Here is an 18,357-nt window from a genome sequence, read left to right on the forward strand (position 1 = left end):
AATGAATTTCATATAGAACGTTATCTTATAACCAGCAGATGAAGGGTTGGTAGCGGTTTTTGTGCATCGGTGCTGTGAAGGGGTATTCAGGTCAGAAGCTGTAATCCACCGTCGCGAAGTACGACCGCGGCATCCCCATCAACCACTGCTGGCCGCTGAACGCCGACTGCACATACTCGCGATCGAACAGGTTGTTCAACTGCAACCCCAACTTCACATCCGGCAACACCTGCCAGGCGATGTTGGCATCGACCACGGTGTACCCGGGGGCGCTCTGGGTATTGGCGGTATCGGCATAACGCTCATCCACATAGCGCGCCCCAATGCCGGCCTCCACCTGCTGGCCGAAGCCTTTGCTCAACCAAAGGTTGGCGGTACGCCGTGGCACGTTGGCCGGCCGGTTGCCTGCCCGGTCCTGCGGCATGCCGCCGACCATTTCGTCGAAGTCGTCGTACTTGGCGCGTACCAGCGATGCGTTGGCCGATACCTGCCACTGATGGGCCAGGGCCAGCTCCAGCGTCGCTTCCAGGCCATCGGAGGTCTGCTGCCCGGCTTGTTGCTTCTCGTGCGTGATCGGGTCGTCCACCAGCAGCTTTTTCTTGACGATGTGGTAGGCGGCAAGCGTCCATTCGCCACGTCCCTGCCAAAAGCGCTGCTTGAGGCCTGCCTCGGTCTGCTTCGCCTCGGTCAGGTCATAGTTCATCTGCGCGGGGCTGAGGCTGATGAAGTTGTTGACCCCGTCCTCGCTGGTCGAGTACTGGCCGTACAACGACAGGTCGTCGTTGAGTGCGTACACCAGCCCGACGCGCCAGTTGCCCCCTTGCAGGCTGCGATCGCTGCGGCTGTCGTTGGTCAGGTTGTCGCGGTCGATGTGGTTCTGGTCGCGACGCACACCGGTAACCAAAGACAGGCGGTCGCTCAATTGCAGGCGGTTTTCGGCAAACAGGGCAAAGGTATGGGTGGTCGAGAGCGTTTGCGGCCGCAACGGCGAGGCGCTATGAAACCAGCCTGGCTGTGGCTGCCACGGGTCGATGTAGTCGCCGCCCACATCGTTGTAGGGTGAATTGCTGTCGACGTTGAATCGCACCTTGTTGTACTCGGCACCGAGTACGGTCTTGCTGGCCAGGCCGAACAGGCTGTGGTCGAAGGTGAAGGTCTGGCGGTCACCGAACTGTTCCTGGTTGTGCTTGATCTCCAGGTAGCTGCCGCGCAGCAGCTGCTCACGCCCGGTGTCCCAGCTGTAGTCCTCGGCGTTGCGCCAGTGGCGGCGGCTTTTGATGTAGTACAGCTGGTTGCTGGCGCTGAGCTGGTCGTTCAGCGCCCAGTCGGTCGTGAGCCGGGTCCATTCATCAACGTACTGCTGCACGTCGTTCTGCACGTTGTAGTTCTTCTTGCGCAGGCTGCTGCGGTAGTGGCCGTCGATCAGCGGGGTACCGTAGTAGTTGGCAGGTTGTGCATCGCCGCGGTCATGGGCCAGCGTGAAGCTGAGGTCATCACTGGCATCGAAACGCAGCGCGGCGCTCAGGGCCAGGCTACGTGAAGTGGTGCGGTCGACCCAGCCATTGCCGGCCTGTTGGTTCAGCGTCAGGCGGTAGCTCAGGCGCTCGCTGAGGCTGCCGCCGCTGTCCAGGCCGAGCTGCTGTCGGTCCCACGAGCCGTAACCCAGGCGCAGGTGGTTGCGCACCTCGCCGGCAAAAGGTTTTTTCGGGATCACGTTGATCACTGCGCCGGTGGCGCCTTCGCCATGCAGTACCGAGGCCGGGCCGCGAATCACTTCGATGCGTTCGACCATCCACGGGTCGACCGGGAAGGTCTGGGTGCCGGCACCGGTGTACAGGCGCGCGCCGTCGAACAGGGTCATCACCGAGCTGTGGCCGGCAAAGCCGCGGGCAGACAGGCCAGTACCGCCGTCCCCCGGGGAGCCGACGAAGGTGATGCCCGGCGAGCGGGTCACTGCATCCTGCACCGTGATGTTGTTGCGCTGCTGAATCTGCCGTTCGCTGATGCTGCTGGTGCTGGCCGGTGTTTCCAGGGCGCTGAGGCCAAGGCGCGAGCCGGCCTGGGTCGGCGTGGCCAGGTCGATGGCGCGGCTGTCCTGGGTGTCGGTGATGGCCGTGGAAGGCAGGGCCAGAGGTTGCGGGTCGCGGTCATCAGCCAGCGCCGGCAGGGCGACGGCCAGGCAGGCCGCCAGGGGGTGAAGCTTGAACATACGGGACATGTCGTTCCACTGCTGCAGGAATGAATGGATCCCGGTGGAAAACACGCAAAGGCGAACCATGCAGGCAGGCGCGCGCACGGATTCCGGCCTGCGCCCGCCCACCGCGGGTTGCCAAGTGAAGCTCCAGGCCGGTCTCCGGGCTTGCGAGGGGCATGAAACCTTCACCTTCCCATGCTTGAGCACAGTGGTATCTCGAAGGGTTCGCTCGCTTACCGTTGCGGGGGCAGCACCGGACTTGTCGTGGGCAACACGACGCACCGGTTTCCCGTTTCACCCTGCGCGCGGCGGCGCAGGGCACCTGAAACTGGCGCGCATCTGACCACTGAAATGCTGGGGCGTCAAATGTTGGCGTGCTGTGAATGCTGAGAAAAAACAACAGGTTGTGCGTTCTTGGGGTGCCGATACCCCTTTGGCAAGAACATCAGGCCCCAGCGTGATGAGCTTGCCGGGAAGGCAGGCTTGCCTGAGATGGCTAGCGCCCGCGGCGCCGCGATACCCGTGCCTCGATGTTCTTGCGCCCGATCAGCAGGGGTGGCTTTTCCACCACCGGCTCATCCGCCAGCCACTTGTACATCACCAGGCAGTCCACCAGCCCCAGGCGGGCATGACGGTAGGCCTTGGGCAAACGGCCGACTGTTTCAAAGCCCAGCTTGTGCCATAGCGCCACGGCCACTTCGTTGCTAGCTACCACCGAGTTGAACTGCAATGCCAGAAAGCCTTCCTGGCGCGCCAGCTTTTGCGAGTGTTCGCACATCAAGCGCGCTACGCCCCGGCCGCGCGCCTGTTCGCAGACCATGTAGCCGCAATTGCCCACATGCGCACCAGGCCCGGCAGCATTGGGCTTGAGGTAATACGAACCCAGTAGCTCGCCATCTTCTTCGGCCAGCAGCGTGTGCAAGGGCAGCTCCAGCCACAGCTGGCGCGCCTGTTCGAAGCTCAGGGCCGGGTCGAAAGCGTAGGTTTCACGGGCTTGGACAATGGCCTGGAAGGTGGGCCAGAAACGATCGAAATCGTCCGGCGTCATGGGGCGAATGTGGATCATGCGGGTTCCTGCGCGGGGTGAGCCGCTCAGTCTGGGTGGCGCGGCGCCGTCGCGCAAGGGCGGCGACGCCGTTTGTGCTCAACCGTTGGCCTTGCCCACCGCGTCCATTGCACGGGCGGAGTACACCAGCGCGGCACCGGCGTTCATGGCCACGGCCACGCCGAGGGCCTCGGCAATTTCCTCGCGGCTGGCACCCGCTTTGACGGCCTGCTGCGAATGCACGGCGATACAGCCGTCGCAGCGGGTGGTCACAGCCACGGCCAAGGAAATCAGCTCGCGGGTCTTGGCATCCAGGTGGTTGGTCTTGGCGCCTGCACCGCTGGCGGTCATGTAGCCGGCTACGGTGTCGGGTGAGAGTTGCTTGAGATCGCCGATGCCGGCCATCAACTGCTTACGGTAGGCGTCCCAGTCCATCATGCTCATCGTCTTCACCTTGGGGTGGTTGCGAGTGGAGCTTTCAGGCTAGTCGAAACGTGGCACGTGCGAGGCGGTACTTTGGTGGGTAAACGCAGGCCACTCGTACAGTGGCCTGCGTTGCGCCTTCAGATGTAGATGAACACCAGCACCAACGCCGCGACCACTGCCCATTTTTCCAGGTAGTAGCGCATGCGGTTGCGCTTCTTCAGCGCCTTGCCACGCTCGCGGATCTTGTAGATGCGGGTGAACAGGCGGTTGATGCCACCGGTCCTGTCGCTGGCGTCGTTGGGCGCAGCGGCAGCGGCCATCACGTTGCGGCTGAACCAGCGGTTGAACGCGGTTGCCCAGCGGTACTTGAGCGGGCGTTCGACGTCGCAGAACAGGATGATGCGGTTGTGCTCGGTGGTGTTGGCTGCATAGTGGATGTAGGTTTCGTCGAAGATCACCCCCTCACCATCGCGCCAGGCGTATTTCTCGCCGTCCACGTCGATGTAGCAGCCGTCGTCATTCGGCGTGTCCAGGCCCAGGTGGTAGCGGTACGAACCGGCATACGGGTCACGGTGGCGCACCAGCTTGGCTCCCGGAGGCAGGGTGGCGAACATGGCGGCCTTGACCGTGCCGATGCCTTGCAGCAGCTCGGTCGTGCGTGGGCAAAGGGCCATTGCCGACGGGTGGCTTTCGCCATACCACTTCAGGTAAAAGCGCTTCCAGCCGGTCTTGAAGAACGAGTTGAAACCGACGTCATCGTAATTGTCGGATTTCTTGATTTCGCCTACGTGCAGCAACTGGCGGCCTTCCTCACGGATCTCCTGCCAGTGGTCCTGCAGCGGTTTCAGTTCCGGAAAGGCCTCGACCGGCAGGTAGGGCTTGGCCGGGTGTTTGGAGAACAGGTACAGGAAGCTGTTGATCGGGGCCAGGAAGCTGGAGTGGTCGCCCAGCTGGCGAGTCAGCTTGTGGCGAACCCGACCGCGCAAGTGAACATAGGCGATCGAGAGGGCGAAGATAAGTACGAGTGCAATTTTCATGGACGTTTACTTGTCGAAAAATGGCCATGCGCCATGGCATGAGCCCGCCAGCATAAACAATCATGGGGGCAGTTTGTACTTATTGTTATGAAACTGCGGGGCGACATTGGTGTAATACCTACCGTCTTGCGCAAACGTTTCATGTCAGGGAGTTTGTATGGTTCAGGATATACGTCCCAGCGGTAGCCCGTTCAAGCGGCTGTTCTTCGCCTTGCCGGTCAGCGACGCCCAGCGCCGTGACCTGGCCCAGTGGCGGCGCGGGCTGAACCTGCGCAGCGGCAAGCCGGTGCCGACGGCCAACTTCCACGTCACGCTGCTGTTCCTCGGTGATGTAGATACCGCCCAGGTGCCTGCGATCTGTGCGGCAGTCGATCAACTGGCGCTGCCGGCCAGGGCACCGCGGCTTCTGCTTGACCGCTTGCAGGTGTGGCAGCGGGCCGGCGCGCTGGTGCTGGAGCCACAGCAGACACCGCCAGCCCTGTTGCAACTGGTGTACGGCTTGCAGCAGGCACTGCTGCCGTTGGGGGTGGAGGCGGCCAACCGTGAGTATCGGCCACACTTGACCCTGTCCAGGGATTACCGCGGGCAACCACCCGAGGCCAGCAGCGCGCCGGAGTTCTACCTCAGCGCGCGCCACTTCACGCTTTACGAGTCACGCAAGGGCGCTTACCGGCCCTTGGCGCAGTGGCCGCTGGCAGGCTGACCCAGGGTCAGAGTTGCGGGGTGTATTTCACCGTCAGCATGAAGTTGCGTGGCTCGCCATAGTTGTTGCTGCCATTGAGCTGGTTGAAGCCTGCAACCCAGTACTTCTTGTCGAACAGGTTGTTGGCGTTGACGGCAAGGTTCACTTCGGGGGTTAGCTGGTACGCCAGGCGTGCGCTCCACACGGTATAGCCAGGCACGGTATAGGTACGCTCGTAGCCGAGGGTGTGGCTCTGGGTGGTGAAGCCCAGGCCGGTGCTCCAGCGCTGGCCGTCCAGTGGCAGGGTGTAATCGGCCCATGCACGCAGCATGTGCTTGGGTGTCCACTGGCTGAAGGTGCGGCCTTTCTCGTCAGGGTCATCGAGGAACTTGGTGGTGTTGTAGGTGTAGCCTGCGAACAGCTGCAGGCCACTCAGCACTTCGCCGCTGATTTCGGCTTCAACGCCTTGGCTGCGCACCTTGCCCGCTGCGGTGGAGCAGTACCAGTCATCGCAGGCGAAGCCCGAGGCTACGTCGGTGACGGCGCGGTTTTCCTGGTCGTAGCGAAACAGTGCGATCGAGGCGTTGACCCGGCCGTCGAGGAGTTCGCCCTTCAAGCCCGTTTCGTAGTTGCTGCCGATCACCGGTTTGAGCGGCGTATTGCCCACGGCGCGTTCGGTTTGCGGTACAAACACGTCGGTGTAGCTAGCGTACCAGGCCCATTCGCGGGTCAGGTCATAGACAAAGCCGGCATAAGGGGTGACTTGGCCCGTTTCGGTCATACGGCTGGTGGGGTAGCGGGTACCGGAGTCGGTCAGGCTCTCGAAGTCGATCGAATCCCAGCTGTAGTCGAACCAGCTGACACGCGTGCCGAGGATCAAGGTCAGATCCTGGGTAGGCTTGATGCGCCAGGCGCCATACAGGCCCTTCTGGCGGATGTCGTAGCTGGCCCTGTTGGAGCGTGCAGCTTCGCCATCGAATACGCTGTCGCGGCTGGGCTCCGGGCGGTCATGGTCGATATCGAAGATGTTGCCGCCGGCGTCGAAGTTGCGCCAATAGGCGTCATCCGAGGTCAGTTTGGAGTAGTTGCCTCCCACGGTGATTTCGTGGGCCAGGGGACCGGTGTTGAAGTGGCCCACCACGTTCATGTCCAGGCCCAGCTTGGTCGAGTGAAAATCGGTGAGCCAGTCGGCGTAGGTGATGCCGCTGCCGTCAGGCGCAACGCCCTGGCGGGTGCTCTGCACGCGCTGGTGGGTGGATGTGTTGGTTTCATCCATGCGTACGGCTGCGGCCTTGAAGGTCCAGTCATCGTTGAAGCGGTGCTCAAGGTCCAGGTAGTACGTGGTGACGTCGGTTTCTGCGCGGCTCCAGCGGGCGCCGGTGTAAGTCGAACGCGGCAGGTCGACCGGTTTGCCACTGGCGTAGCGTGGGAGGCCGCGCAGCATCGGCCGGGACTGCTGACGGTTGTAGCTTATGCCGCCGCCCACTGTCGTCGCATCGTTCAGGTCGATGTCCAGCGCACCGTACAGCGAATGGTTTTTGCTCCAGACATAGTCGATGAAGCTGTCGCTTTGGTCCTCGTCAGCGACAAGCCGCCCGCGAACACGGCCGTCGGTCGTCAGCGGGCCGCCGGCATCCAGCTGCAGGCCATAGTGGTCCCAGGAGCCAGCTTTGCCTGTCAGCGTAACGGCCGGCACCGTTTGGCCACGCTTGCGCACCAGGTTGATTGCGCCACCTGGGCTGCCGGTGCCTTGCAACAGGCCCGAAGCACCGCGCAGCACTTCCACCCGGTCGAAGAACACCAGGTCCTGGGTTGCCCAGTTGCCCAGCGAATAGTTGTTTCGCGGGATCGGCACACCGTCGTATTGCCAGTCATCAATCTGAAAACCACGCGAGGTCACGACCACGCCAGGGCCAATGCCCTGCGCGCCGACAATGCCTGTGGTGTGGTTAAGCGCGTCCTGCAAGTCGGTGATGCCCTGGTCATCCAGTTGCTTGCGCGTGATGACGGTGACCGACTGGGGAATCTCCTTGAGGGTGTGCGTGCCTTTGCCCAGGGTCACCGCGCGGGCGGCATACGACCCGGTGCCTTCGCTGGTTGCGTCCACATAGTTGTCGGTGATGCTGGTGCTGCCCAGCTCCATGACGTCGCTGCCCAGGTTGCCGGGCGCCACACTGAAATGGCCCTCGGCGGAAACCCGCAACTGCAAGCCGCTACCGGCCAGCGCAGCTTGCATGGCCTGCTCGGCACTCATCTGGCCGACCACGGCAGGTGCCTGCTTGCCGTGCACCAGTGCTGGCTCCAGCGCGATGATGTGGCCGCTCTGGCTGGCGATGCGGTTGAGCGTGTGAGCCAGGCTGGCGGGTGGCAGGTCGAACACTTGGGTTTGCGCCTGGGCAAGCACGTTGAAGCTGGCCAGGGCAGCGACCAGGGGCAGGGCGCGGGGCAAGGGGTTGTACACGGATTACTCCCGAATGAAGTGGCTGTCAGGAGGTATGTGGGATGAGCAAAGAAAACTTGCCACGATTGCGAATGATTTTGATAAATATTTCTATCTGGCGGAGTTCAGGTCGATCAACATCAGCCACGGGCCATAGCGCTCCACGCTGATTGGAAGGGCCTCGGCCAAGGCCTTGAACGCCTGCTGTGGCTGGTCCAGAGGAAATACGCCCTGCACCCGCAGATCGCGTGCCGCGGGGGCGAGCCGGATGTAGCCGCGCTGGTAGGGGCGCAGCGCGTCGACCACCACATGCAGAGGCTGGTCGAGGACCTCCAGGCGGCCCTCCAGCCATGCAGCACGTTGCTGTTGCTCGCCTGTCAGGCGCTCAATGGTGTTGTTCCGTAGCAGGGCAGCCTGCCCTTGCTGCAGCTCCGCCCACTGTCCATTGGCCAGACTGGCGCGGACGCTGTGCTGCAGTACCACAACACGTGTGGCGTCCTGCTCCTGGCTGACCAGAAACCGCGTCCCCAACGCCTGCACTTGCCCTTGCGCGGTGCGCACGCGCAAGGGGCGCAACGGATCGCGCGCAACCTGGATCAGCAACTCGCCGTGACGCAGCACCAGAAGGCGCTGCCCAGCATCGAACTGCACGTCGACCGCACTGGCACTGTTCAGGCTCAGGCGGCTGCCGTCTGCCAAGGTAAAACTGCGCCGCTCGCCACGGCCCGTGTGCAAATCGGCCAGCCAGCCCTGGGTGGTGTCGCTGCGCCAACCACCCCACAGCGCCGCGCCGAACAGCCCCAGACTGGCCATGGCGCCAAGTACGTCACGCCGTGAGCGAGTAGGCTGCATCAGCAATCGGCGTGCCTCTGCTGCTTGGCCAGGGGCCCGCTGATCCAGGGCGAGCAACGCGGCGAACGGATGGCCAAGGCGTTGCTCCAGGCGGTTCCAGGCCTGTTGGTGAGCGGGGTCTTGCTGCAGCCACAGCCTGACCCGTTGCAGCAGCGCCGGGTCAGGCGTAGCGGCCCTGAGCTCCACCATCCAGTCGATGGCCTGCTCGCTGACCCGGTCCAGAGCAGGCCTGCTCATGGCTGCACCTCGCACAGGTAACATTGGCGCAGCGCCTGTTTCATGTAGCGGCTGACAGAGCGTTCACTGATCTGCAGCTTTGCCGCGATGTCGGCGTAGTGCATGCCGTCGAGCTGGCTGTAGAGGAAGGTGGCTTTGACGACTGCCGGCAAGCCGTCCAGTGCCTGATCGATACTCACCAGGGCCTCGATCAGCAGCAGTTGCTCCTCGGCCGATGGCGCTACGGCCTCAGGCAGCCGTGCCAGGTGTTCCAGGTAGGCCTGCTCGAGCTGGCGACGGCGATGGCGGTCGAAGATCAGCCGACGGGCGATGACGGTGAGGTAGGCGCGAGGCTGCTGAATGCTGTCTGGGTCGACACGTGCGCCGAGCATCTGGCAGAACGTTTCGGCGGCGGTGTCCTCTGCGTCGGCGTGGTTGCGCAGGCGTTTCTGGATGTGCTGGAGCAACCAGCGATGGTGGTCGCTGAAGAAAAAGCCCAGTTTACGGGTCGATGTGCTGTCCAACGCCTGGCTTCCGGTTGTGAGTGTGAATCGTTCTCAATGGTAGCCGGGTCGTCTGATTTCCTGCAATGGGGTGGCTTGCAGAACCGAGGCTGCCGCTACCTGAGTAGCGGCACTGTGCCGGTTCAGGCTGCGGCCTGGCAATCTGCAAACAGTTTTTTGCCCAAAGCGTGTGCGTGGTGCAAGTGGGGAAGTTGGTCAGCCCCTTCGCTGTCATCCAGCAATGTGGAACTGAGTACTTCTGCGCCGCAATAGTCGAAGATGCCGTGCTCGATCTGCACGCGCATCGCCTCGCCATAGCCATGCCGCTCGAAGGTGCCTGTATCGGCACCTGCAATGCCGACCAGGTGAACCTTCATGCCGCGCAATTTCTTGACCGTGGTGCCCCCTTCATAGTCGAACGCCCAGCCGTTGCTGAATACCCGCTCGACCCACCCCTTGAGCAAGGCCGGCAGCGACCACCAGTAGATCGGATAGACCAGCACCAGGGCATCGGCGCGCTCGATGCGTGCCTGCTCGTTGAGTACATCGGCCGGCGGTGCTGCCAGCCGGCGGTGCACGGCATGGTCTGCCAGGCTGAAGCGGGGGTCGAAGCCTTCGCTGGCCAGGTCGGCGATTTCGCTGCTGTGGCCGACGCTGGCCAGGCCGTCGGCAACCTGCCGGGCCAGCGCGTGGGTGAGGGATTGCGGGTCATGGTGACCGACGACGATCAGAGCGTGCATGGTGGCTCTCCATTCAAGGATGCAGGGTAGCCTGAAGCGTTATATACTCCAGGTAAGTTACGATTAGTAAGTTACTTTTGGTAGGTAATCGATGTCAAGCGATCATCAAGCACGTTCCCGCAAGCGCCTGAGCCGCGACGACCGACGCAGGCAGTTGCTGGATATGGCCTGGCAATTGGTGCGGGAGGAGGGTACCGATGCCTTGAGCCTGGGCCGCCTGGCCGAACAGGCGGGGGTGACCAAGCCGGTGGTCTACGACCATTTCGAGACCCGCAACGGGCTGCTGATGGCGCTGTACCAGGAATACGATGCGCGTCAGTCGCAGATGCTGGCGCGAGCCTTGGCCAGCTGTGAAGCCAGCCTGGCCAGCCGCGCCCGGGTGATCGCCGAGGCCTACGTGGACTGCGTAATGAGCCAGGGCCGGGAGATACCTGGAGTGTCGGCAGCGCTGGCCGGGTCGCCGGAAATGGAGGCGCTGAAGCGGGCGTACGAGCAGCCGTTCCTGGACAAGTGCCGCGAAGCCTTGGCCGGGTTTTCGCCCAGCGGCAATGTAGGGGTTGCCGGCATGCGCCTGCTGGTGGGGGCAGCGGATGCACTGTCCCAGGCGGCTGCAGCAGGGGAACTGGAGGCCGGGCAGGCCAAGGCTGAGCTCAAGGCCGCAATTATCGCCATGGTCGAACGGCAAACATGAAGCGCCGACCACTGTGTGTGGGCATGCTTGATAAACTGGCTTCGCTACACAGGCAAGCTCTGATAGGGCTGTTCATCCCCCGGGCTGCGTTCGAACTGGCGCTTGTACTCGCGGCTGAACTGCGAGGTGCTCTGATAGCCCACCCGGTGCGCAGCCTGTGCCACGCCCAGGCCTTCGCCAATCAGCATTTGCTGCGCCTTGAGTAGCCGCAAGCGCTTCAGGTACTGCATCGGCGCCATGTCGGTGCAGCGCTTGAAGTGTTCATGGAAGGTCGAAACGCTCATGTTGGCCCGCGCGGCCAGTGCCTCCACGCTCAGCGGCTCGGCGTAGTGCTCGCGCAGGTGGGCGAGGGCGGCGCCGATGCGGGCGAAGTGCCCCTGTTGCTCCACCAGTGCCCGCAAAACACCGGCCTGCGGGCCGCGCAGCGCGGTATACAGCACCTCGCGTACGCGCGCCGGGCCCAGTACCTTGGCGTCAAGCGGGTCGTGCAGGCAGTGCAGCAGCCGTTCCACACTTTCGCGCATGGGTGCATCCAGTGCCGCCGAGGTCATCGATTGCGGGGTTTGCGCCTGCACTTCAGCGTCCGGTGCCAAGCCCATGCTCTGCACCAACTCGCCCAGCACGCCACGGTCGATGCCCACCGCCACGCCCAGCAATGGCGCGTCAGGGGTGGCGAAGGTTTCGCACATGAACGGCACCGACAACGCCTGCACCAGGTAATGCCCGGCGCCGTACTCCAGGGTGCGAGGCCCCAGGCGCGCCAGTTTGCTGCCCTGGGCCAGGATCATGAGGCTGGGTTCGTAGATCTGTGGGCTGCTGGCCACATAGTGGTCCCAGCTCAGCACCTGCACCTGGGGCAGGAGGGTGGGCACGAAGCCCGGGCGCGTGGTGAGGCTGCGGATCAGTGAGCAGAGCGGCGCATTGGCATCGACGTGACGGGTCAGTTGCATGGTGGACCAGGGGCAGAGAATCAGACAGCTTGATCATCGCAGATTGAGGGCGTGGCGCCAGCCATGGCTTGGCATCTTCGTAGAATCAGGCATGCATGCCGGAGAATCAGCCGTGGGCGAGGCGGCGAACGACGCGCAGAATGCGTCGCCTGAATCGTTTCACTTCACTGCGAGGCCCTGCATGTATACCGCCATCGGTTATGCCGCTCAAACCCCCACCAGCCCCCTGGCTCCCATGACGTTCCAACGCCGCAGCCCGCGCCCGGATGACGTCGCCATCGACATCCTGTACTGCGGCGTGTGCCACTCCGACATCCACCAGGCGCGCAACGAATGGGGCATTGCCGTATACCCGCTGATGCCGGGCCACGAGATCATCGGCCGGGTCACGGCGGTGGGCGACAAGGTCACCGCGCACAAGGTCGGTGACCTGGTGGGCGTCGGCTGCATGGTCGACTCGTGCCGTACCTGTGAAGCCTGCGCCAAGGACCTGGAGCAATATTGCCTCGAAGGCCCGACCATGACCTACGCCACCCCGGACCGGGTCGACGGCAGCAACACCATGGGGGGGTACTCCAGCAGCATCGTGGTCAGCGAGCACTTCGTGGTGCGCATACCGGCCGGCATGGACCTGCCCAGCGCTGCACCTATTCTGTGTGCCGGCATCACCACCTATTCGCCGCTCAAGCACCACGGCGTTGGCCCAGGCCACAAGATCGGCATCCTCGGCATGGGCGGCCTGGGTCACATGGGCATCAAACTGGCCAAGGCCCTGGGTGCGGAAGTGACCCTGTTCACGCGCTCCCAAGCCAAGGCCGAGGAAGCGCGCCGCCAGGGGGCCGACCATGTGATTGTCTCCACTGATGCCGAGCAGATGCGCGCCGCTGCCGGCCGTTTCGATTTCCTGCTCGACACCATTCCGGTGCAGCACGACCTCAACCCGTACCTGGAAACGCTGAAGTTCGACGGTGTGCACATCCTGGTCGGCCTGATCGAACCGATCGACCCGGCATTGCACGCGGCCAACCTGGTGATGAAGCGCCGGGTGCTGGCGGGGTCGTTGATCGGGGGGATTGCCGAGACTCAGGAAGTGCTGGACTTCTGCGCCGAGCACGACATCCGTTGCGATATCGAGATGCTGGACATCCGCAACATCAACCAGGCCTATGAGCGGATGATTGCCGGTGATGTGAAGTACCGGTTCGTGATCGACATGGCCACGCTACAGGGCTGATTGATCGGTTGCCTGTACGGGCCTTTTCGCGGGCAAGCCCGCTCCTACACAGGAGCGGGCTTGCCCGAGGTCGGGCCGGTACAGGCAGCAACGATGCAGCCGTTTTACCAGGCCATTGGCTTGTCCCAGCCCTTCCAGAACAACCATCGCCGCACCTCGCTGTGCGCCCCGGTACCGATCTGCCACTCGGGCCGCCCGCTATCCAGCGCAATCACCGAAATAACCCCCGCATGGCTCGCCGCCACCAGCGTTTGCCCGTCGGCGCTGATATCCATCGCACTGATGGTCGAGCCCAGGTAATGCTGCCAATGCTCCGTACCCTCTTCGCCAAACGCCCGCAGGTAGCCATAAGCATCCCCTACGATGTACTCGCCATTGCGCGCAACCCCCGCATACACCCTTGCGCCATCCTGCACCAGCGGGGTACGCGGGTCCTGGCTGTAGTAATCGGTATCCAGCCCGTGCAGGTCTGCCACCCTCACGGCCAGCGTGGCACCGCTGTAGAAATGGCAGGCATTGACGATCAACTGGTCCCCCGCGCGGTTGAACAAGGCAAAGTGCGGGTATTCACTGCCCGGGCCGATGTGCGCCAGCGGCTTGAGTCGTTCGTCCAGAACAAGATGTCGGCTGCCTTGCTCACCCACGACGATCAGCCGGCCATCCGCCGACACCGCACCATGCTCCATGCTCAGCCCCAGGCTGATGTCGTCCGGGTCGGTGCCCTCGGCCAGCTCTTCGAGCACGCGTGCCTGCTGTGGCAGCAGGCGAGTCGCACCTTGAGTGGCCAGCACGAAGATACCTTCGGCGCTCACCAGCAGTACTCGCTGGCCATCGGGGAAGGGGATCAGCGCGGTCGGTGTGGGCGGCAGGTCGAACGGCTCGAACGGGTAACCTGGCGGCAACCCCTCCAGCCCCGTGGGCCAGGCCAGGCGTTGCACTTGCGGGCCGCCCCAGCCATCGGTCACACGCACGCCCTCGGCATTGGCCAGGGCGAAGTAGCGCCGCGCGGGGCAGCGGCCAAAGTGTTCGATGCCGATGACCGGGGTTACCCCATGGTGGTCGATACGCACCACCTGGCCCTTGTCGTAAGGCATGCCGATGCGGGCCAGCAGGCTGCCATCTTCCAGCAGCAGGACATGGCTGATGCCTTGGCCGTGGTCTTCGAGCAACGGTATCAAGGGGTGGTGTGCGGGTGGCCAGGCCTTGCGGAATGCCTGGCGCTGCGGTTCGTCGACGCCAGGGCGGTTGGCTGCCTGCAGGGCTGCCAGCCAGGCATCGAGCAGGTGTTCGGTGGCGGGTGCCTGCGGCTCTTCGAGGTTGTCCCAGCCGTGCACACGGCCCTGCGCGACGTAGTCGTTGACGGCCTGGGCATAGGCGATGACTGCCTGCTGCCACTGCTGCTGGGGGTGTTGCTTGTCCATGAGCGGATCGGGCTCCTTGTTGCACACGCGTTTCACACAAAGCGCGCATGGTACTCCTTCTGCCTGCCTTGCGGTTGTGAGGCCCCAGCTTGGCGCGTACCATGCCGGGCATTCCTATCCATAACAAAAACGTACGTTGGCAGCCCTGCAAGCGGGTGGCTGGCGTGCGACCTGTTGCCTTGTCTGCGGAGAAGCGGTTTCCACCCATGAACGGACCCATACCCACTCACCTGCCGCCCACAACGGGCAGCGGCAGCTGGCTGAGCGTCATCGCCCTGGCCTTGGCGGCCTTCATTTTCAACACCACCGAGTTCGTCCCGGTGGCGCTGCTCAGTGACATTGGCCGCAGCTTCGACATGAGCACTGCCCAGGTCGGCCTGATGCTGACCATCTATGCCTGGATCGTGGCGCTGGCCTCGTTGCCCATGATGTTGCTGACCCGCAACATCGAACGGCGGCGTCTGCTGCTGTTCGTGTTCCTGGTGTTCGTTGTCAGCCACTTGCTGTCCTGGCTTTCGCAAAGCTTCGCCATGCTGCTGGTCAGCCGCATCGGCATTGCCCTGGCGCATGCGGTGTTCTGGTCCATCACCGCTTCGCTGGCGGTGCGTGTGGCGCCGCCGGGCCAGCAGGCCAAGGCGCTGGGCCTGCTGGCCACCGGTACTACCCTGGCCATGGTCCTGGGCATCCCGCTGGGCCGTGTGGTGGGCGAGGCACTGGGCTGGCGCATCACGTTCCTGAGCATTGCCGGGGTAGCGCTAGCCGCCATGCTGTGCCTGATGAAATCGCTGCCGCTGCTGCCCAGCCAGAACTCCGGTTCGTTGCGCAGCCTGCCGGTTCTGTTCAAGCGCCCGGCACTGGTCATTACCTACTTGCTGGTAACGCTGGTCATTACCGCGCAGTTCACGGCCTACAGCTATATCGAGCCGTTCGCCCTGCACGTAGCGCAGATCGGCGGCGACCGCACCACGCTGTTGCTGCTGTTGTTCGGCGGTGCCGGGGTTTTTGGTTCGTTGTTGTTCAGCCGTTACAGCGAACGCTTCCCGCATGGCTTCCTGGTGGGTTCGATCGGGGTACTCGCCGCGTGCCTGTTGCTGATGTTGCCGCTGTCGGGCAACTTCTATGTGTTCGCAGTGCTGAGCATGTTCTGGGGCGTGGCAATTCTCAGCTTCAGCCTGGCGCTGCAGTCCAAGACCCTGAAGCTGGCGTCCGACGCCACCGATGTGGCCATGGCGCTGTTCTCGGGTATCTACAACATCGGCATTGGCGGTGGTGCGCTGCTCGGCAGTATCGTCAGCAGCCAGATGAACGTGGCGGATATCGGCCTAGTGGGCGGCAGCGTGGCAGTGGTCGGGCTGGTACTGGCCGTTGCCAGTACCCGGCGCTTTCGCGAGGCGTTGACACGTTGAGCCGAGGCCGCTCAGGCCCCTTGCCAGTCAAGCAGAGACTCAGGCCAATACTGCAGCCCATGCTGATATCAACAAAACCCCCGCCAATACCTGGTTGAACACCCGCAATCGCCCCGGTGCCTGCAGCCACCGGGCGCTCCCCACCCCCAACACCGCCCAGGCGGCCATGCTCGGCAGAGCGATCAGCAAGAACACCAGCGCCAGCTGCCACACGGGCAACGACGGCGCGGCAAATACCCCGACCACCGCCACGGCCATCAACCACACCTTGGGGTTCACCACCTGCAACGAGGCCGCACTGAGCGCACTGAAGCCTTGTGCCGTGGCCGCGTGGAGCGGAGCGGCGGCACTGCGCAGCATCTTCCACGCCAGGCTGCTCAGCCACAGCACCCCGGCCCAGCTCATCAGCTGTTGCGCCAAGGGGTAGCGCAGCAGCAGTTCGCCCAGCCCCAGCCCGACGAGCAGCACAATGGAGGCAGCCGCGCCACACGCCGCCACGATCGGCGCCAGGCTTGCGCGCAGGCCCCGGCGGGCGCCATGGGCCAGGATCAACAGGTTGGTCGGCCCCGGGCTGATACTGGACACCAGGGCAAACAGAATGAAGGGCAACAGCGACTCAGACATGGTTCATGGGCTCCGTAACATCGAAGCACCATGCTCGCTGCCCGCCGGCACTCAGTCTGGAAGGTTTGAGCAGCGCCTGCGGTAGTCGGCGGGGGTCAACTGGTAGGCGCGGCGGAACCAGCGCCCCAGGTGGCTCTGGTCGGCAAAGCCCAACGCCACGGCCACTTCGGCAGGTGTCTGGCCTTGGGCAAGCAGGCGCCGCGCGCGGGCCAGGCGCAGCTGGATCAGGTAGGCATGGGGTGCAATGCCGAACGCTGCCTTGAACGCACGCGTCAGGCGGAAGCGGTCGATGCCGCAGGCCTGGGCCAGGTCCTCCAGGCCGATGTCGCGTTCCAGGTTGGCATGCAGGAAGTCCCGGGCGCGCTGTGCGGTCAGCGGCAGGCGCGGGTCGGGGTTGATGCGGCGGCGCCAGTGCAGGTGGCGGGTCAGGCAGGCCAGCAGATCGTCCATGGCCGTTTGCCTGACGATGCGCAAGTCCTGGTCATGCACGGCCCTGAAGGCCAGGGCGGTGGCCCGTGCCAGGCGTTCGTCGTGGCACAGGGTGTCGGCAAAGCTGGGCAGGCTGTCGCCCGGCGCGTGCTCGTACAGCGCGCGCAGCTGTTGGTCGAGCCAGGCGGGCTCCAGGTACAGCGTCGAATAGGTGAAGCCTTCTTCGGTGGGCGCCAGGCCATCGTGGATGTCGCCAGGCTCAAGTAAAAATACCTGCCCCGGCGTGCTGCGGTGGCGCACCCGGCGGCAGTTGAACTGCTGCACGCCCTGCTCGGTCACGCCGACCAGGAAGCTGTCGTGCCAGTGGGGGTCATAGGCATGGCCGACAAAATGCGCACGGACCGACTCGATGCCGGTGTCGGCGTCTTGTTTGAAGTCGATCCAGTTGCTCATGGACGTGTACCGTGGGGTAAATGGCTACCTTAGCGCAACGCCCCCGGCTCAGTCTGGAACGATTGTGCAGCCGTTGGTCAGTGCCCGGGCGCGCAGGGCCTCGAAGCGTTCGCGTAGCCACAGGTGCAATTGCGTCACGGCAGGCGTGAGCTGCTTGCGATGAGGGCAGACCAAGGCCAGCGGGGTAGGCTCGCCGATCAATTCGGGCAGGACGATTTCCAGTTCACCGGCCGCGATGTTGGCGCTGACATCCAGCCACGACTTGTAGACGATACCTTCCCCCTGGATGGCCAGGCGGCGGATGACGTCGGCATCGTCACTGACCAGCGGCCCACGCACCTGCACGGTGCGGTTACCCAGCTGCCACTTGTCGTACACCCGGCTGTGCTGCATGTACAGCAGACAGGCATGCTGCTGCAGCGCGTCGGGGGTAAGCGGGCGGCCGTGGCGGGCCAGGTAGTCGGGCGAGGCCACCAGCACGCGGCGGTTCCATTCGGCCAGTGGCAGGGCGATGTAGTTGGCATCCTGGTTGAGGCCATAGCGGATGGCCACATCCACAGGGTCGCGGTTGAGGTCGGCCATCTGGTCGGACAGGAAGAAGCGCAGTTGCAATGCCGGGTGGTCGCGGCGGAAAGCGCTGAGCCAGGGCAGCAGCATGTTGCGGCCCATGTCGGAAGGGGCCGACACCTGCAGGGTGCCGCGCAGGCTATTGGGGTTGCCATGCAGATCTTCATGGCCCTGGCGCAGGCTTTCCAGCACATTCAGCGCGGTTGGCAGGTAGCGCTCGCCCTCGGCGGTCAGGCGCAGGCTGCGGGTGGTGCGGGCGAACAGGCGTACATCCAGGTCGCGTTCCAGGCGTTTGATCGCGGCCGCCACCTGGCCTGGCAGCAGGCCTGCTTCATGGGCAGCGGCAGTGAAGCTACCCAGCACGCTGCTGCGGGCAAACAGTTCGAGGTCGGTGATGCGCAGCATTTTCATTCCAGGGATGAAAGTGTTGTTACATTGTGCCGCTTT

At 63.9% G+C, this 18,357-nt stretch carries 17 protein-coding genes and 1 riboswitch; of the genes, 4 read left to right on the plus strand and 13 right to left on the minus strand.

What is annotated here, in order from left to right; all coding sequences use genetic code 11:
* Positions 1-91: 91 nt before the first annotated feature.
* The 4 genes from V7787_RS05260 to lpxO all read right to left on the minus strand — a co-directional run bounded on the left by V7787_RS05260 (position 92) and on the right by lpxO (position 4,702).
* Entirely contained in the window at positions 92-2,218 is a 2,127-nt protein-coding gene (locus V7787_RS05260) for a TonB-dependent receptor (RefSeq protein WP_336086225.1), read from the minus strand.
* A gap of 109 nt (positions 2,219-2,327) precedes the next feature.
* Positions 2,328-2,535: riboswitch (cobalamin riboswitch) on the minus strand.
* Between the two features lie 155 nt (positions 2,536-2,690).
* Entirely contained in the window at positions 2,691-3,260 is a 570-nt protein-coding gene (locus V7787_RS05265) for a GNAT family N-acetyltransferase (protein WP_049587612.1), read from the minus strand.
* 78 nt (positions 3,261-3,338) lie between these two features.
* Complete coding sequence (locus V7787_RS05270; RefSeq protein WP_014591592.1) at positions 3,339-3,683, minus strand: carboxymuconolactone decarboxylase family protein; 345 nt, start codon at positions 3,681-3,683, stop codon at positions 3,339-3,341.
* 119 nt (positions 3,684-3,802) lie between these two features.
* The gene (gene lpxO, locus V7787_RS05275) at positions 3,803-4,702 is read right to left on the minus strand and encodes a lipid A hydroxylase LpxO (RefSeq protein ID WP_336086231.1); all 900 of its coding nucleotides are present in this window, start codon (positions 4,700-4,702) and stop codon (positions 3,803-3,805) included.
* 157 nt (positions 4,703-4,859) lie between these two features.
* Here lpxO and thpR point away from each other — a divergent pair, with 157 nt between their 5' ends.
* The gene (gene thpR / locus V7787_RS05280; RefSeq protein WP_064492446.1) at positions 4,860-5,405 is read left to right on the plus strand and encodes an RNA 2',3'-cyclic phosphodiesterase; all 546 of its coding nucleotides are present in this window, start codon (positions 4,860-4,862) and stop codon (positions 5,403-5,405) included.
* Between the two features lie 7 nt (positions 5,406-5,412).
* Here the strand turns inward: thpR and V7787_RS05285 are convergent, their stop codons facing one another.
* From V7787_RS05285 to V7787_RS05300, 4 genes are all read right to left on the minus strand, one after another.
* A complete protein-coding gene (locus tag V7787_RS05285; protein WP_336086234.1) occupies positions 5,413-7,845 on the minus strand; it encodes a TonB-dependent siderophore receptor in 2,433 nt (810 codons plus the stop codon).
* A gap of 90 nt (positions 7,846-7,935) precedes the next feature.
* Positions 7,936-8,913: a FecR family protein gene (locus tag V7787_RS05290; protein ID WP_104887374.1), complete on the minus strand. Its 978-nt coding sequence runs from the start codon at positions 8,911-8,913 to the stop codon at positions 7,936-7,938.
* Positions 8,910-9,416, minus strand: a complete 507-nt coding sequence (locus V7787_RS05295) for a sigma-70 family RNA polymerase sigma factor (RefSeq protein ID WP_336086238.1) — start codon at positions 9,414-9,416, stop codon at positions 8,910-8,912. The genes V7787_RS05290 and V7787_RS05295 overlap by 4 nt, the downstream gene beginning before the upstream one ends.
* Positions 9,417-9,538: 122 nt before the next feature.
* Positions 9,539-10,135, minus strand: coding sequence for an NAD(P)H-dependent oxidoreductase (locus tag V7787_RS05300; RefSeq protein WP_064492450.1), 597 nt, complete (start codon positions 10,133-10,135; stop codon positions 9,539-9,541).
* Positions 10,136-10,226: 91 nt separating this feature from the next.
* Here V7787_RS05300 and V7787_RS05305 point away from each other — a divergent pair, with 91 nt between their 5' ends.
* Complete coding sequence (locus V7787_RS05305; RefSeq protein WP_064492451.1) at positions 10,227-10,826, plus strand: TetR/AcrR family transcriptional regulator; 600 nt, start codon at positions 10,227-10,229, stop codon at positions 10,824-10,826.
* A gap of 44 nt (positions 10,827-10,870) precedes the next feature.
* On the opposite strand, the gene V7787_RS05310 is transcribed toward V7787_RS05305, so the two are convergent.
* Positions 10,871-11,776, minus strand: coding sequence for an AraC family transcriptional regulator (locus tag V7787_RS05310; RefSeq protein ID WP_064492452.1), 906 nt, complete (start codon positions 11,774-11,776; stop codon positions 10,871-10,873).
* A 181-nt stretch (positions 11,777-11,957) separates the two neighbouring features.
* Here V7787_RS05310 and calA point away from each other — a divergent pair, with 181 nt between their 5' ends.
* On the plus strand, positions 11,958-13,010 hold the full coding sequence (gene calA / locus V7787_RS05315; RefSeq protein ID WP_010953379.1) for a vanillin reductase: 1,053 nt from the start codon (positions 11,958-11,960) through the stop codon (positions 13,008-13,010).
* 104 nt (positions 13,011-13,114) lie between these two features.
* On the opposite strand, the gene V7787_RS05320 is transcribed toward calA, so the two are convergent.
* On the minus strand, positions 13,115-14,431 hold the full coding sequence (locus V7787_RS05320) for a hypothetical protein (protein WP_104887378.1): 1,317 nt from the start codon (positions 14,429-14,431) through the stop codon (positions 13,115-13,117).
* Between the two features lie 206 nt (positions 14,432-14,637).
* On the opposite strand from V7787_RS05320, the gene V7787_RS05325 reads away from it, so the two are divergent.
* The gene (locus V7787_RS05325; RefSeq protein WP_064492454.1) at positions 14,638-15,837 is read left to right on the plus strand and encodes a sugar transporter; all 1,200 of its coding nucleotides are present in this window, start codon (positions 14,638-14,640) and stop codon (positions 15,835-15,837) included.
* 39 nt (positions 15,838-15,876) lie between these two features.
* Here the strand turns inward: V7787_RS05325 and V7787_RS05330 are convergent, their stop codons facing one another.
* From V7787_RS05330 to V7787_RS05340, 3 genes are read right to left on the minus strand one after another with little or no spacing between them, the layout of a single operon-like run.
* Positions 15,877-16,461 (minus strand): LysE family translocator, encoded by a 585-nt coding sequence (locus tag V7787_RS05330; RefSeq protein ID WP_064492455.1) that lies wholly within the window; start codon positions 16,459-16,461, stop codon positions 15,877-15,879.
* A 51-nt stretch (positions 16,462-16,512) separates the two neighbouring features.
* Positions 16,513-17,343: an AraC family transcriptional regulator gene (locus V7787_RS05335; protein WP_003250518.1), complete on the minus strand. Its 831-nt coding sequence runs from the start codon at positions 17,341-17,343 to the stop codon at positions 16,513-16,515.
* 48 nt (positions 17,344-17,391) lie between these two features.
* Positions 17,392-18,315, minus strand: a complete 924-nt coding sequence (locus V7787_RS05340; RefSeq protein ID WP_010953383.1) for a LysR family transcriptional regulator — start codon at positions 18,313-18,315, stop codon at positions 17,392-17,394.
* Positions 18,316-18,357: the final 42 nt, after the last annotated feature.

The organism is Pseudomonas sp. CGJS7 (assembly GCF_036961695.1).

Excerpts from the sequence above, each read along its gene's own strand:
- V7787_RS05335 (WP_003250518.1), bottom strand. The coding sequence starts at position 17,343 with ATGAGCAACTGGATCGACTTCAAACAAGACGCCGACACCGGCATCGAG.
- V7787_RS05300 (WP_064492450.1), bottom strand. The coding sequence starts at position 10,135 with ATGCACGCTCTGATCGTCGTCGGTCACCATGACCCGCAATCCCTCACC.
- V7787_RS05325 (WP_064492454.1), top strand. The coding sequence starts at position 14,638 with ATGAACGGACCCATACCCACTCACCTGCCGCCCACAACGGGCAGCGGC.
- V7787_RS05265 (WP_049587612.1), bottom strand. The coding sequence starts at position 3,260 with ATGATCCACATTCGCCCCATGACGCCGGACGATTTCGATCGTTTCTGG.
- lpxO (WP_336086231.1), bottom strand. The coding sequence starts at position 4,702 with ATGAAAATTGCACTCGTACTTATCTTCGCCCTCTCGATCGCCTATGTT.
- V7787_RS05340 (WP_010953383.1), bottom strand. The coding sequence starts at position 18,315 with ATGCTGCGCATCACCGACCTCGAACTGTTTGCCCGCAGCAGCGTGCTG.
- V7787_RS05330 (WP_064492455.1), bottom strand. The coding sequence starts at position 16,461 with ATGTCTGAGTCGCTGTTGCCCTTCATTCTGTTTGCCCTGGTGTCCAGT.
- V7787_RS05310 (WP_064492452.1), bottom strand. The coding sequence starts at position 11,776 with ATGCAACTGACCCGTCACGTCGATGCCAATGCGCCGCTCTGCTCACTG.
- thpR (WP_064492446.1), top strand. The coding sequence starts at position 4,860 with ATGGTTCAGGATATACGTCCCAGCGGTAGCCCGTTCAAGCGGCTGTTC.
- calA (WP_010953379.1), top strand. The coding sequence starts at position 11,958 with ATGTATACCGCCATCGGTTATGCCGCTCAAACCCCCACCAGCCCCCTG.
- V7787_RS05290 (WP_104887374.1), bottom strand. The coding sequence starts at position 8,913 with ATGAGCAGGCCTGCTCTGGACCGGGTCAGCGAGCAGGCCATCGACTGG.
- V7787_RS05260 (WP_336086225.1), bottom strand. The coding sequence starts at position 2,218 with ATGTCCCGTATGTTCAAGCTTCACCCCCTGGCGGCCTGCCTGGCCGTC.
- V7787_RS05270 (WP_014591592.1), bottom strand. The coding sequence starts at position 3,683 with ATGAGCATGATGGACTGGGACGCCTACCGTAAGCAGTTGATGGCCGGC.
- V7787_RS05305 (WP_064492451.1), top strand. The coding sequence starts at position 10,227 with ATGTCAAGCGATCATCAAGCACGTTCCCGCAAGCGCCTGAGCCGCGAC.
- V7787_RS05320 (WP_104887378.1), bottom strand. The coding sequence starts at position 14,431 with ATGGACAAGCAACACCCCCAGCAGCAGTGGCAGCAGGCAGTCATCGCC.